15 protein-coding genes are annotated in these 14128 nt (G+C 46.1%); all 15 read left to right on the forward strand.

From position 1 onward, the window contains the following. Nucleotides 1-21 precede the first annotated feature (21 nt). The 15 genes from KDD30_RS05125 (at nt 22) to KDD30_RS05195 (ending at nt 14126) form a co-directional block, all read left to right on the forward strand. Entirely contained in the window at nt 22-1392 is a 1371-nt protein-coding gene (locus tag KDD30_RS05125; protein WP_211647740.1) for a hypothetical protein, read from the forward strand. Nucleotides 1393-1493: 101 nt separating this feature from the next. Further along, a complete protein-coding gene (locus KDD30_RS05130; protein ID WP_211647741.1) occupies nt 1494-1829 on the forward strand; it encodes a hypothetical protein in 336 nt (111 codons plus the stop codon). 237 nt (nt 1830-2066) lie between these two features. Further along, nucleotides 2067-2876 (forward strand): SPASM domain-containing protein, encoded by an 810-nt coding sequence (locus KDD30_RS05135; protein ID WP_211647742.1) that lies wholly within the window; start codon nt 2067-2069, stop codon nt 2874-2876. Beyond that, nucleotides 2876-3193 carry a hypothetical protein gene (locus tag KDD30_RS05140; RefSeq protein ID WP_211647743.1) on the forward strand — a complete coding sequence of 106 codons (318 nt, stop codon included), beginning with the start codon at nt 2876-2878 and terminating at the stop codon, nt 3191-3193. The genes KDD30_RS05135 and KDD30_RS05140 overlap by 1 nt, the downstream gene beginning before the upstream one ends. Nucleotides 3194-3789: 596 nt before the next feature. Further along, nucleotides 3790-5382, forward strand: coding sequence for a radical SAM protein (locus KDD30_RS05145; RefSeq protein WP_211647744.1), 1593 nt, complete (start codon nt 3790-3792; stop codon nt 5380-5382). Nucleotides 5383-5595: 213 nt separating this feature from the next. Continuing rightward, nucleotides 5596-6126, forward strand: a complete 531-nt coding sequence (locus tag KDD30_RS05150; RefSeq protein WP_211647745.1) for a tetratricopeptide repeat protein — start codon at nt 5596-5598, stop codon at nt 6124-6126. Between the two features lie 48 nt (nt 6127-6174). Next, entirely contained in the window at nt 6175-7263 is a 1089-nt protein-coding gene (locus KDD30_RS05155; RefSeq protein ID WP_211647746.1) for a tetratricopeptide repeat protein, read from the forward strand. Nucleotide 7264: 1 nt separating this feature from the next. Further along, nucleotides 7265-7528 carry a flagellar biosynthesis protein FliQ gene (fliQ, locus tag KDD30_RS05160; RefSeq protein WP_211647747.1) on the forward strand — a complete coding sequence of 88 codons (264 nt, stop codon included), beginning with the start codon at nt 7265-7267 and terminating at the stop codon, nt 7526-7528. Further along, nucleotides 7525-8307 carry a flagellar biosynthetic protein FliR gene (locus KDD30_RS05165; protein ID WP_211647748.1) on the forward strand — a complete coding sequence of 261 codons (783 nt, stop codon included), beginning with the start codon at nt 7525-7527 and terminating at the stop codon, nt 8305-8307. The genes fliQ and KDD30_RS05165 overlap by 4 nt, the downstream gene beginning before the upstream one ends. A 10-nt stretch (nt 8308-8317) precedes the next feature. Next, complete coding sequence (gene flhB, locus KDD30_RS05170; protein WP_211647749.1) at nt 8318-9367, forward strand: flagellar biosynthesis protein FlhB; 1050 nt, start codon at nt 8318-8320, stop codon at nt 9365-9367. A gap of 23 nt (nt 9368-9390) precedes the next feature. Then, complete coding sequence (locus KDD30_RS05175) at nt 9391-11424, forward strand: flagellar biosynthesis protein FlhA (protein ID WP_211647750.1); 2034 nt, start codon at nt 9391-9393, stop codon at nt 11422-11424. Continuing rightward, nucleotides 11425-12105: a flagellar hook-basal body complex protein gene (locus tag KDD30_RS05180; RefSeq protein WP_211647751.1), complete on the forward strand. Its 681-nt coding sequence runs from the start codon at nt 11425-11427 to the stop codon at nt 12103-12105. Between the two features lies 1 nt (nt 12106). Next, entirely contained in the window at nt 12107-12871 is a 765-nt protein-coding gene (locus KDD30_RS05185; RefSeq protein ID WP_211647752.1) for a flagellar hook-basal body protein, read from the forward strand. An 89-nt stretch (nt 12872-12960) separates the two neighbouring features. Further along, entirely contained in the window at nt 12961-13551 is a 591-nt protein-coding gene (flgA, locus tag KDD30_RS05190; RefSeq protein WP_211647753.1) for a flagellar basal body P-ring formation chaperone FlgA, read from the forward strand. Next, a complete protein-coding gene (locus KDD30_RS05195; RefSeq protein WP_249199203.1) occupies nt 13548-14126 on the forward strand; it encodes a flagellar basal body L-ring protein FlgH in 579 nt (192 codons plus the stop codon). Before flgA ends, KDD30_RS05195 begins: the two co-directional genes overlap by 4 nt. Nucleotides 14127-14128 lie beyond the last annotated feature (2 nt).

Below are 14128 nucleotides of genomic sequence, written 5' to 3' on the forward strand. Positions count from 1 at the left end.
GTTGGCAGTAAAGCGCTTGGCATGGATGCATCTTTCAGCTGGCAAAGTTTTGCGGCTTCCGCCGTCGGCTCTGTCGCCAGTGTGGGCAGTGCTCAGTTCACGTCAGAGCTCGGTATTCTGGGAGATACCCTGAATGGCTTCGCCGGCGCGGCGGCTTCCAATGCAATCCGGGGAAATTCATTCAGAGATAACGCCGGACAAATGATGACCGATGCCTTCGGCAATGCGCTGGCGAATGTGGCGAGACAGGGGATGCAGCGTCAGGAGCACATGGCAGCACTTGTTGAGCGGATGGATGCACATGATCGTTTGCAGGGTCTGAAAAATGGACAGATGGCGGTGGATCGTCAGGCATACGGTGCTGCATCAGAACGCCAAAGACAAGTTGCGCTCATGGATGAGGTGGGCAAGTTAAACCAGACCCGTGCAGATTCTCTGGCCGCGGACCGAAAGGCATATGTAGCCTCAGGGGCGACTCCGGTTAAACCGGCTAAAGTTGAAACGGTTGAGAGAAGGATGCCTTATGCTGCTGCCTCACCGTTTCCTGAAGTCAGGATTTGCACACCAGATAATCCGTTTGGATTGACTGCTGATGAAATGAAGGCAGGCGCATTAAGATTGGTTTCTGATTTGAATCGAAATCGAGCGGTTGATGCAATTAACTATCCTCAACAGGTACCCACAGGACATCGTTTAGAAGCGCAGCCAGCCGACTGGATGCAAAGACACATGGATTATCTGGAAGCGAATAGTGAGGCTGCGCAACGGAGAGAAGTCTTTAATAATTCAACTCACGGGAAAGTTGCTCAGGGGGTTGCAGATGCGGGTGCTGGGTTATTGTTAGCCAGAAATCCGGTGAAATTGACTGCTGTATTGGGAGGTGTCGAAATTGCAAAACAAACTTATGATAATAAAGATACGATTGTTAAAATTGCTAATGAATCAATGCAAAATGGTGGGGTTACAGTAGCTTTCGGGGTCACACCTAGCTTTTCGTTGGGATCTCAGCAGGGAGCGGTGGCTGGTGGTACATGGCTAGCATATGACCATGAAAATAGCTCTATGAACGGCGGTCTTTTTGGCAGTGCTGAGTATGGTGGAGACCTGTCTAGACCCAATATGACGTTTAATCTTGGTGTTGAAGTTACTGTTTACACCTCACCTGATTACTCTGGTGCTTTAAGTGGGTCATATCAGTCAGCTTCAACTGCTTATCATTCAAGCTCTGCGAGCTATATTCGTGCGGCAGATGGCGCGATCGATGGATATCAATATGCTTACGATTTCTACGGTAAGTCTGTCTACAATTACAAGCATGATGGGGCTGCGCAGGCAAGTTTCGGGGTCGGTGATTATCGGACCTGGTCACAAGTTGAAGAGTGGTTTAAGTAATGGTACATAGACGTGTCATATGGCCGATATTATTCGCTGCAATATTATTGATTTCTATTTTTATACTTCAACTGGATTCAAAAAAACTAGAGAAGCATATTGTGGAATTGAATAATCTCAGTTCTCAGTCTGTGTATCAGGTCCATGAGAATAAAGCCAGGCTTTATCATGTACCTTCACATGGGAGGTTGGGGGAAATGTATTCGTGCTTAAAAAGCTACCGCCCTCTGGCAACTCGTAAAGTGAAAAAAGAGGGTGAAGGTAAATCTGGCACGATAACGTTGGCGCTGGGAACTTATGAAATCTACCTTAGTGTTGCGCGGGGTGAGGCTTATGGAATGGTTCTCGAGAAATACAAATCGGATGGGAGTCTGGAGTGGCGAACGGGCCCATCCGCTGTAAATTGTGATCTGAATCTTCTGAAGAAGGAAAAATAAACTGAACAGATTGTTTGGTTGAAAACTCAATTGAAAAGCTCAGGCGAAGTTCTGAGCTTTTTTGTTTGACGGTTCGAGAGGGCGCAGGGCTACGGCCAGAAGTGGGAGGTGAAACTTGAATTAGCTTTTAAAGCTCAAAAGAACAATCCAAAGCTGCGATCAGCTTTCTCTTCAAAAAGGTGAGATTAAGTTGAGTCATCTAGAACCAGCACTAAGACAGCTATCACGAGACAGAACATGTGCTCATTCGAAAACAAAATTGACATTGTCGATATCACGGCAGGCGAACCCTTATTGTGTAAAACGCCCTTTCATCAGGTACTCGTCGATCAAAAGGGTGATTTGTACATCTGCTGTGGGTCACACATCCAAAACATGACGCCCGTTGCCGGGAACTTGCTTCAACAGGATGCGATGGACATCTGGAACAATGATATCTACAAGACCTTCAGAATGTCCTTTGCCGATGGCAGCTTGAGGTACTGTAATGACAAAACCTGCTCTGCGGCAGCCAATAAAGACAATCCGGCGCTGCGTCACCTGATCCATTCCGTGGATGAAATTGAAAACGATCCCGGCTTAAGCAGCAGTAACTTTTCCGACTATCTGAATGATCCGGAAGGTTTTGACGGCACACTGGGCAGCCCGCCGACCCGTCTCTATTTAGGCATGGATCCTTCCTGTAACTTGCAGTGCCCTTCATGCCGCAATGAATTGTACATGGAAGAGCAAGGGAGCAAGCGACTCGATACCATTTACACCAATTTGCGAAGTATTACGCCCGGGATTGAGTTTCTGGAATTCGATGGTGCCGGAGATGTGTTTGCCAGTCGCTGGTATCAGAAATTTCTTCATCAGTTTCCGGCAGATGATTTTCCGAACCTGAAAATGGTGACCTTGCGCTCGAACGGCATCCTTTGGACAGAAAAGAACTGGTATCGCATTCACCCTTATCTTCGTTCTCTGGTTGTTAACGCCTGTATTTCAGTGGATGCGGCCACTGCAGAAACCTATGTAAAGGTGCGGGGGCCTGTTATGAGACTCTGATGAAGAATCTGACATTTGTTCAGCGTTTGCGTCAGATGGGAGAAATCAGCGATATCACACTGGTGATGGTTTACCGAAAGAGCAACTATCAGGAAATTCCGGCTTTTATTGAGCTGGGGAAAACGCTTGGTGCAAGCTATCTGGTGATCCATCCGTTACAAGCCTGGTCTGAGTCGGCCTATGTGATTGAAGGAAATTATGACAGTGAGGCGATTCACCTGAAGTCTCATCCGCAACACAGCGAGTTTCAGGATTTTGTTTTGAAGCATGGCATTGTCAGTGGTTACAGTGAATCTGCATGGATTGATTTTGCTTAGTCGTTTGTATTCTTTTTATTGTGGTTGTTTTATGCGCAGGTGAAGACCGATGCTGAACATGAATCAACTCAGAACATCCGCCACACAGAATTTCAGACGCTTTCTTTCAGATTGAGGAATATCTTTTATTGTTGAGTGAAATTTCATCAAATATACCCTTGAAGTAATTTGTGACTGCTTGATGCTATTGATATTGCTCAAATGGGATGAGTAAATATCTTTTTGCTATTTCTTTCTTGGATCCATTATTTTAGTAAATGGATCAAATCAAATAAGAGTCCACCCACATTACATCTAATTAACCTTTCTTTAACTTTCAGCAGGCTGCTTATGTTATTTGGGTATATTTAGCTCTCGATTGAATTGTTTTTGAGAATAAATCTTTACGGAAGCAGTTTATCAAAAATGTAATGTCCATCATTTTTCACAATAAATGGAATCAACCATGAAAATATTTGCAATAACGTTGCAATAAATAATGTGAACGCTGCATATAAATCTAATTATTAATATTGTGGTGTCAAAATGCTGTCGGTATGATGCGTACAACGGATGGAGAGAGATTGCTTGTCGCTTATGAAATGAGCGAAAAAAGCATGGCTGTATGGTGTATGGATAAAATAGAAATCTTGGATGTCACAGACACGGAGGAAAATAACCTTCGCGTTTGGTTGAATTCGCAACTCGCACAACTGTGGGATGCGGATGCGTCTTCAATTTCTGAACTGATACAAAAGTACTTTGATGACAATCACCGTGCTGGACTGTACACCGTTGGCGTCACTGAAAGCTTCGGAAAACAGGAAGAACTGGTGTTTTCTGAGCATGAAACTGTTTATAGCGCCTGGAAGAAGACAAGCTCTCGTTCTTTTATCGAGTGGGCAAGAAACAATGGTCTGGATCAATTTCCCTATGTCATGAATGGCCGGGTATTTACAGACAATCGTGCAGATGTCATTCACCATCGCTTGCCATCCGATTTTATTACCTTGCGGTTACTGCGGAATTACCCGGCACCATTAAAAGCAATTTTGCAATGGAATGGTGTTCAAAGTCTGGATGCATTGAGTGCACTGGACGAAATTCAGCTGTTCCTGAGAAATGAACCGGCACTTCAGGACTGGGATTGGACAGAGGGCGTGCGGAATCAGAAAGGTGAAAACCTTTATTGTATTTCACCATTCCGTGAATTGATTCTGGTGAATGATGGTGCTTACTTTTGCTGTAGTGCCTGGCATGGTTATCCGAGTATCGGGGATCCCAGAGACGAAGCGCTCGACAGTTTATGGAATAATGAGGATGCGGCTGAATTCCGAAAATCGATTCTGGACGGTTCGTACCGGTATTGTCGTCATGACGTGTGCCCGAAACTGGTGAATCCGGAATCACAACTGAAAACCTTCAGGGAGTTACCTGATGCCATTCAGTACGGCATTTTGAAGGAGACCGGTGACTTAGAGACTGGGTTTGAGTTCATCAATTATGGTTTTGACCCTTCCTGTAATCTGTCGTGCCCATCGTGCCGGCATGATGTGATTCTTGCTGAAGGAAAAGCAGCCGATGATATCAAATTCATTGAGCGTCAGATTGAAGCAAACAGTGCAGATTTACAGGAGCTTTATATCTCGGGTGCCGGTGATGCGTTTGGGTCGCCGTTCTCAAGGGATTTTCTGGCACGGATGAAAGAGGAGAACTTTCCAAGCCTGAATTCAATTTTGCTCCATTGTAATGGTCAGCTGTTTAACGATTTTATCTGGCAAAAGTTACCGGATTTTGTCCGTGAACGTATTCACTATGTTGAGATATCTATTGACGGAGCTTGCCAGAAAACTTATGAAACCAACCGGCGAGGGGGCAGCTTCACAAGACTTCTGGAGAACCTGGAATTTATTCGTGAACTGAAGCAGCGTGGGGAACTGGGTTACATTAAATTCAGCTTTGTGGTGCAACAGAACAACTATCAAGAAATGCCTTCTTTTGTTGAATTTGCCAAAACCTATCATGCCGATTGTGCATTTTTCTCGCGATTGATGAATTGGGGAACCTTTTCAACCGATGAATATTTAGCCCGGGATGTTGCGAATCGATCACATGATCATTTTCCGGATTTGCTGCGGGTTTTAACTGATCCAGTTTTTAACAATGATATCGTTGATTTAACAAATTTGAATCATTTAATCAAAAATTAAAAATAAATGTTTTGCCGTGTTATGTGATGTTCAAAAAATACTCTTTGAATGATTGATATCATTGTTGTGAAATTTATTTTTGTGAAAAATATAATGAATATTACATTCTGTTTTGTGATAGAAGAATTCGAGGAACGTTTATCTTTTCTATAAGATCATCTTTGAAATAGTCTGAGCGAAAGACTGATCTATTTATTCGTGCGTGAGGAAACTATGCTGCACTTTGAAATGTTCTCTACAGAAGAGCTTTTGGCTTTTGCTGCGCTTGATCTTGAAAATGACAATCTTTTTCAAGGGATGGAAAAGCTTAAGCATTTAAAAAACAACCAGGTTGTATCGGACGAACTGGATTCAATGTTGGGCAGCGTTTATGCAAAGCTTCAGTTATTTGAACAAGCTGTTGAGCATTATTCAGCCCTGCTGGAAAGAACCCCCTCCCGCTTGCATGAACGATTTCAGTTGGGGATGGTGTACCGGGAAATCAATGAACTGGGGAAAGCCGCAGAATGCTGGGACATCGTGCTGGAGTCCGAAGAAAATTATCCGCCGGTACTGTTTCACAAAGCCTTGCTATTGATTTTGACCGGTGAAGACGCACAGGCCAAATCACTGTTGCAGCAACTGGTTGCGACAGCAGAAAGCGATAACTATTACGTCGAAAGAGCGCTTGGCGTCTTAGAGGAAATGGCGGCTGCGGTACAAGAGCCTTCTCCGGTGACGAAGAAGCTTGATCAGGTTCATTAATAGTAAGTGATAACGATGTCCCTTCAACGATTGAAAGAATTTCTTGAAATGGATCCCTCTAATGTGTTGCTGGCACTTGATCTGATCGAGGGGCTGGCGAAGCAGGGGGATGTTCAGGCGGCGCTGCACATTGTGAATCAGTCGTTGGCACTGAATCCGGATCATGCCGATTTGATCAGTTGGAAGGGACACTTGTGTCTGGCATTACAGCAGTATGATGCGGCTGTACAGGCATACCATGCATTGTTCCGGCATGGTTATACGCAGCCGGGGCTGAAAATCAATTGTGCGCTGGCATGTTTCCAGCAGGGGCAATATGAAGCGGCTCATGACCTGCTGGAACAGGTGCCTGAGCTGGATGTTGCCAATACGCTGCTGAAAGCACGCTGTCTGGCCCATATGGAAAACGTCTCACAGGCGATCGCAGAAACATATGGTTTGCTGACGGCGTGCACACCTGAGCAGCATGCAGAGGTGCATGGGCTGCTGTCGTTACTGTATCTGGATGATGCGCAGTACGAGGTGGCTGAAAAGCATTGTCGTGCATCGTTGCAGCTGGATCATCATCAGCGTGATGCTTTGATCACCCGCGCAAGTTTGTCTCTGTATCGTTTAGAGATTGATACAGCCTTGAAGGTTCTGGACCCCTTAATGGCGCAGTATCCGGAAATGGGACGTCTGATGGCGATGAAGGCTTTGGCCTTGATGTATGTTCATCAATATGATGCTGCCATTCAATGGTATGAAAAAGCCTGCCAGAAAATGCCGGGGCATGTCGGGAGCCGGGTGAATTTAGGCTGGTGTTATTTTTCGGTCATGAACTACGACGGTGCAGAATCCTGTTTCAAAGCCGGATTGAAAATCGACAGAAATTTTGCGGAATGTCATGGCGGACTGGCGATTGTGAATGCAATTCGGGAAAAATGGTCTGATTCGCAAGAACAATTCAAACGTGCGCTGAAGCTGGACGCAAATTGTGCATCGGCATTGTTTGCAAGAGCATTATATTTTCAGGTGAAAGGAAAAGCGAAAGAAGCTGAATCCATTATGACTGGGCTGATGGCATTCAAATCAGAGTTGAGTGCTGACAATCTGTCTGATGTTGTCATGAAAACGCTGATGAGTCGTCGGCATTAATATGGACAAAGATGCGGCCAGCTATTTGCTCAGTGAATTAATGCATGTGGCTTTTGTGATTTGTGGGCCGATTTTATTGGTGGCTCTTGTTGTCGGATTGCTGATCAGTATTTTACAGGTTGTGACACAAATACAGGAAATGACATTAACCTTTGTACCAAAAATGATTGCAGTTGCGCTCGTGATTATGGTGATGTCGAATTGGATGCTTGGGGTTTTATCTGAATTTACAATCAATTTATTTGAGTATGCGGCGAGTTTGTGACAGTAAATGCTGTATTAATTGACTGGCAATCTTATACGGTTGTATTTTTTCTCATCATTTTAAGAATTACTCCGGCCTTGGTGTTCAGGAGTATTAACCCGTTATCTATGTTACCGCCATTTATTAAACTGGTGGTGACCGTTGTAATTGGTGTGATGATTTCTCTTCACACAATCGATGACAATTTAATTCAACGCGCTGTGCAGTTAGAGGGTACGGCATTGGCGGTAGCGTGCCTGAACGAGTTCTTTATTGGTTTGGTTTTCTGGTTCGCTCTCGTTGTGACTTACGGTGCGATATTTACATTCTTGAAACTGCTCGATATGCAGGTGGGCTTTAACCCAATGGGGATATTTAATCCGGCGATGCAAGAATCGGAGCCGATTCTGACCCGGGCAATTATTATTTTTATTTCACTGATGTTTTTTGTCAGTAATGCGCATTACACCGTCATTGAATTACTGGCTGCTTCATTAACGCATTATCCGGTCTTGTCTGGTCCCGGAGAACCGCAATTAGAGATGATGATTGCATTGTTTTCATCACAGATGATTCTGGCTTTCCTTCTGGCGCTGCCTGTGATGATTGCCATCTTCTGGGTAGACCTGATTTTGGGGCTCTGTAACAAAGTGATGCCGCAAATCAACATTTACTTTGTCGGTTTACCGGCCAAGACTGCCGTGGCTTTCCTAGTTCTGGGGATTTCTGCCAGACATGTCAGTGAAATGACTGACCGGTTATTTGACGGTGTCTTTTCGTACTGGCTCTCGCTTTATTGAGGACACGCGTATGTCAACGGAAGAAAAAACAGAAGAAGCCACACAGCATAAGTTGCAGCAGGCCAGGCAGAAAGGGCAGGTATCCAAAAGCATGGATGTCAATGCGTTCGCGGGGTTGCTGGTCGTGCTGGTGACTGTCCTGTTCATTGCCAAAGAAATTGGTGAACAGCTGATGACGGTGATGCAGCACGTCTTCCTGTTCGCACCTGAAATTTCGGTGCAAAGTGATACTTGGCTGATCGGACAGATTTTTGAATCTTATCTCTATGCAACGATGCCTGTTTTACTGTTGGCGATTGTCGTCGGTGTCATTGTGAATTTCATACAAACGGGTGGGATTTTCAGTTTTCACCCGATGAAACCAGATATCAAGAAAATAAACCCGATTAAGGGGTTCAAGAAACTCTTCTCGCTGAAGTCGTTATTTGAGTTGGTGAAAAATCTGTTGCGGTTGTCTCTGGTGTCTGTTCTGGCCTATTTAATCTTCTACGATGAAGTTTTCACACTGCCAGATTCAATCAGTTACTCGCTGACGGGCACCTTAGATAAAGTGAATGATCTGCTGATTCAAACCATTGTCTTTTTCATTTTGGCGATGATTCCTTTTACGTTGTTTGATTTGATATTTCAGCGCTGGTCTTTCCGTAAAGAAATGCGGATGTCAAAAAAAGAAGTCAAAGACGAATATAAAAATCAGGAGGGCGATCCTGAAATCCGCTCGAAAAGGAAACAGATTCAGAAAGAGCTACGGGGAAAACTGGGTGCGCTCACGAATGTTTCCGATGCGGACATGGTGATTACGAACCCAACCTTTGTTGCGGTTGCATTGAAATATGATCCGAAAACCATGACTGCACCCAAGGTGGTCTCGAAAGGGAAAGGGAAGCTTGCATACAAGATCAGAGAAACAGCACGGAGCCATCAGGTTGTAATGAAAACAAATATCCCGCTTGCGCGGGCGTTGTATCAAAAAGTCAAAATTAACGCCGAAATACCGCCAGAACTCTATGACCAGGTTGCAGAGCTTTACCGTTGGTATTTTAACGCGCAGCATCAGTAAAGCTTTTAAATTAGGAATTCATCTTGTTTAAACAGTATATGCTTAAGGACTGGCATAGTAATTTATTTATCATCGGGGTTGTCCTGATTCTGATGGTGATTTTTTTGCCGGTTCCGCCTGAAGTGCTGGATTTCCTTCAGATTATTAACTTCAGTGTTGCCCTTTTAATTCTGTTGCTGACATTTTGTACGGACAAGCCACTCAGTTTTTCAACCTTTCCGTCTATTATTCTGATTGCAACTTTATTCCGGCTTTCCCTGAATATTTCTGCCACGCGTTTGATCCTGAGTGAAGGAGAAGCCGGGCACGTGATTGGCGCCATTGGGGAATTTGTGGTGGCCGGAAACTACGTGATTGGTTTTATCGTCTTCATCATTCTGGTGGTGGTTCAGTACGTTGTTGTGACCAATGGTGCACAACGCGTCGCTGAGGTTGCGGCACGGTTTACGCTCGACAGTATGCCCGGTAAACAGATGGCCATTGATGCTGACATGAACATGGGCCTGATTGATGAGCATGAGGCCCGGGAAAGGCGCTCGAATATCGAGCGGGAGGCGAATTTCTACGGGGCGATGGACGGTGCCACAAAGTTCGTCAAAGGTGATGCGATTGCCGGCATTATTATTATCCTGATCGATATCATTGGCGGGGTCTCCGTTGGGGTTGCGCAGCACGGGATGAAGTGGGGGGAAGCCCTCACGAAATATTCCCTTTTAACCGTCGGTGATGGCATTGTTACGCAGATCCCGTCGCTGATTATTGCCGTGGCGACCGGGATCATCATTACCCGCGCCGCGACAGACTATGAACTGAGCCGTGAGATTGGCCGGCAGGTTTCCTCTCATCCCAGAACCCTGATTCTGGTGACACTGGCGCTGATTCTGGCACTGTTTCTGGACGGTTTGCCAACGTTACCGATTTTGCTCGCCATCGCGATATTTGGCGGTTGTGTCTGGTGGGCCATCAAATCGAATCACGTGATTGAAGTGCAGGATACGGAAACGGATAGCAAAGACGATCTCGTGGATTACATCAAAATTCATCCGATTGAAGTGCGCCTTGGTAAAGAACTGAAACGGAATATTGAATCGGGCCACTGGGCGCTGGATAAGCGTCTGGAAGCGTTAAAAAAGCTGGTTGCAAAAGACTTCGGCTATATTCTGCCGGATATCCAGTTCAAGGCAGACAGTGAGCTGGGTGAAGATCGCTATGAAATCCATATTCATGGTTCCCGGATCGGGAAGGGTCAGATTCAAAGCAATCGCATGATGGTGATTAGCGCTCCGGAAATCCTGGCTGAAATGACCGGGGAAGCCACCAAAGAGCCGGCGTATGGCTTACCGGCTCTCTGGGTTGACGAGAGTATGCGGTCAATTGCGAAGAGCCGTTCCTGCACAATCGTTGAACCTGAGATGATTATTTTTACGCACATTTCTGAAGCGATTAAAAATAACCTTCAGGATGTGCTCTCCAGAAAAGACGTCGAACAGGTACTGAACCGCTTAAAGCAGGACAATGCGTCTCTGGTCGAAGAAATTGTGCCGCAGCTTCTGAGTATTTCTGATCTGCACCGGCTGCTCCGGCTCTTATTGAGTGAGAAGGTCAGCATTCGTCATATTGAGCTGATTCTGGAAGCCGCATCTGAACATGCGAGTGCGGAAGATAAAAATATCGAAAAACTGGTTGAGAAAGTCCGGGAGCGACTCGCGCTGCGACTGTGTGAGCGTTACCTGGATGCAGAAGAGCATCTGAATGTGATAACCATGACGCCGCAGCTGGAATCTATGCTGAAACGCGCGATTGGCGGTGACAGCCAGGACGGGCAGATTGCACCGGGTGAGGTTGAATCGGTACTTCAGCAACTGGTTCGCCAGTGTGAGAGCGTGATGGAAAAAGGTCTGGAGCCTGTCCTGCTGTGTTCCGGTACCCTGCGTGCCCCGCTGCGGAAGATCACAGAACGGGTGGTTCCCAGACTGGCAGTGATATCGGCGCAGGAAGTGAAAGGCATTCAGCTTATCCGTACTGTTGGTCAGCTCACCCATGGGGAAAGCCGTTAAATGGACAAAATTTCAGGCATCGTACTGCATTCCCTCAGCCGTGATATGCACACGGTGAATCAAATCAGCACCAATACGCAGCATGTGACGACGACCGGGTTTAAAGCCTTACTGGTATCCGATGCAGCGGTAACGGATCAGGTAAAAGCGCCGGGTCAGGTGATTGATATGGCACAGGGGGAACTGAAGCAGACAGGACGACATCTGGATTTAGCGGTTCAGGGCGCCGGATGGTTTGTGCTGAGGTCAGGCAAGACCGTGGCGCTGACCCGAAATGGGCAGTTCCAGCTTGATCGGGCTGGTTATGTGGTCGATAGCCGGGGTTTTCGGTTACAAAGCCTGAATGGTGATATTCAGTTAGACAGCACTCATATTCGCGTCGATTCGGATGGCAAAATCTCGGATACCAGCGGTAGTGTTGAGCATCTGATTTTGGCCAGTGTCGGTGAAATATACTCGGATCAATATCATCAGGGTCATATTCTTTACGAGAAAATGCCAAAACTTGAGATAGACAGCCAAAGTCAGGTTTTACAGGGGTATCTGGAGCAATCTAACGTGGATTCGGCTTCTGAAGTCGTGGAACTGATGACGGCGAAACGCCACATTCAAACCATGCAAAAAACATTAGCGGCATACGATCAGGTATTAAAGAAAACCATTAATGAATTAGGGAAATAAGATGATTGAAGCGCTGTCCAATGCAGAAATGGCACTCAGAACACAGCAAAAATATATCGACATGATTTCCAATAATGTCTCCAATATTAATACGCCTGGATACAAAGCCAGTACACCGGTCTTCAACAGTTTGCTGTCCGGCAGCACATCGACTGAAGGTGCTGAGCGAAATGCCACCGTTGGTGGCGGTGTTGAAATCAAAGATGCGATTTTCCGTTTTGTTGATGGCGAGTATAAATACACCGCGTCGCCGCTCGATCTCGCCATTCAGGGCAATGGCTTGCTTGAAGTGGAACTGGACAATGGTGAAACCGCCTATACACGTGTGCTGTCACTCCGCAAGCTAGAAGATGGTGCACTGGCAACGGTGCAAGGTCACCGGCTGGCTGCGAATATCATTGTTCCGCCTGATGTGGAAGAACTCAAAGTTTCCGGCGACGGTACAGTTTACGGGGTGATTCAGGGGGAAAGTGACATGCTTGAACTGGGTCAGCTGGAACTCACGGTTTTCGATGCTTTTGAAGCATTAAAGCCGGGCTCCGGTGGCGTGTGGTATCAGACGGAAGCGGCGGGTAAAAGACAATATCTGGTGCCGGGCGAAGAGGGGGCTGGCACCATTTTGCAAGGGTACACGGAAATGTCGAATGTGAACATGATTGATGAAATGGTGTCTTTGATGGCTGCACAGAGAGCCTATCAGTTAAATTCACGAGTCATACAGGCCAGCGATCAGATCTTAGAAACGATTAATAATCTCACCCGTTAATTGTTCTGCTCATGATTGGAAAAATATTATCCGCCGGACTGGTTTTGATGATGTTCTCGCCCGGTACATGTGCCAATTTGAAAACGCCGATGACGTACCTTTCAGATTATTTATTCTCGCAAGGATACGATAATTTAGTGATCAGCAAAGCCGGTTCTCATCCGGAAATGGATGCCGGATATCGGTTTCAGAAGATTGAATGTCGTTTTGAAATTCATCGCTGCCGGGTGAATGTAGAACAGACGGCCGCGGATGGGCGAACGACCACACATTCATTGTGGTACATCATTCGGAGTCAGCAGATCGGCTGGGAAGCAAAGCGCAATATCAGCGCGGGAGAAGCCATCAGAGAGAATGATTTCGTCTGGCGAATGACCGATGCCTTTTCCTGTAAAAATCAGTTGGCCAAATCAGACGATATCACCCGGAAGCCAGTGGTGATGACACGAATCAGAGCGGGTCAGGCCTTATGTGAATACGACCTGGAAAAGGGCATGGATGTACAGAAAGGTGACCTGATCACCATGGTCAGTCATTCCGATTCATTCGAAATAACCCTGAAGGTGAAAGCATTGACCGAAGGAAACAGAGGGGAAACCGTGAAAGTCAGAATTCCCGGTTCGGGAACCATGCTTGATGCAACGGTTCTCTCTTCAGGAAAAGTGGAGTTAGTCAGGTGACCAAAAATCGAAACATCTGGATGTTGGTTGTGTTGCTGAACATGCTGAGTGGTTATCCCGCTCTAGCTATCGAATTCAATATTGATAATTACCGGGCCAACTGGGCCGATCAGCGTGCCTATACCGTCGGGGATATTGTCACCATTCTGATTGAGGAGAATGCCAAAGCATCATCGTCTGCCGGAATTGATGCTGATAACCGGCATAAGATCGGCGTCAGCAATGATTTCCGAGGTGAGCAATTTAGCTTAGATGCCGGGCTTCAGAGCGAGATGGAAAATGACGCCAGCACTTCGCGCAGAGGGAGCATCAGTGCGACGATCACCGCCAGAATCATAGGAATTGACCCCTATGGTCTGCTGAGAATTCAGGGGTCTCAGTATGTGACGGTCAACGGAGAAGAGCAGCAAATCACGCTCAGTGGTTTTATTCGTCCGGATGATCTCAGTCCGCAGAATGCAATCATTTCTTCCCGGATTGAATCGGCACAAATTGAACTGAGCGGTGTCGGTGAAGTGAATGATAACCGGAAGCCAAGCATTTTCCGTTCTCTTTTCAGATGGCTGGGTTTTTAACG

Source organism: Photobacterium sp. GJ3 (assembly GCF_018199995.1).
In the GTDB taxonomy this organism is placed as follows: domain Bacteria; phylum Pseudomonadota; class Gammaproteobacteria; order Enterobacterales; family Vibrionaceae; genus Photobacterium.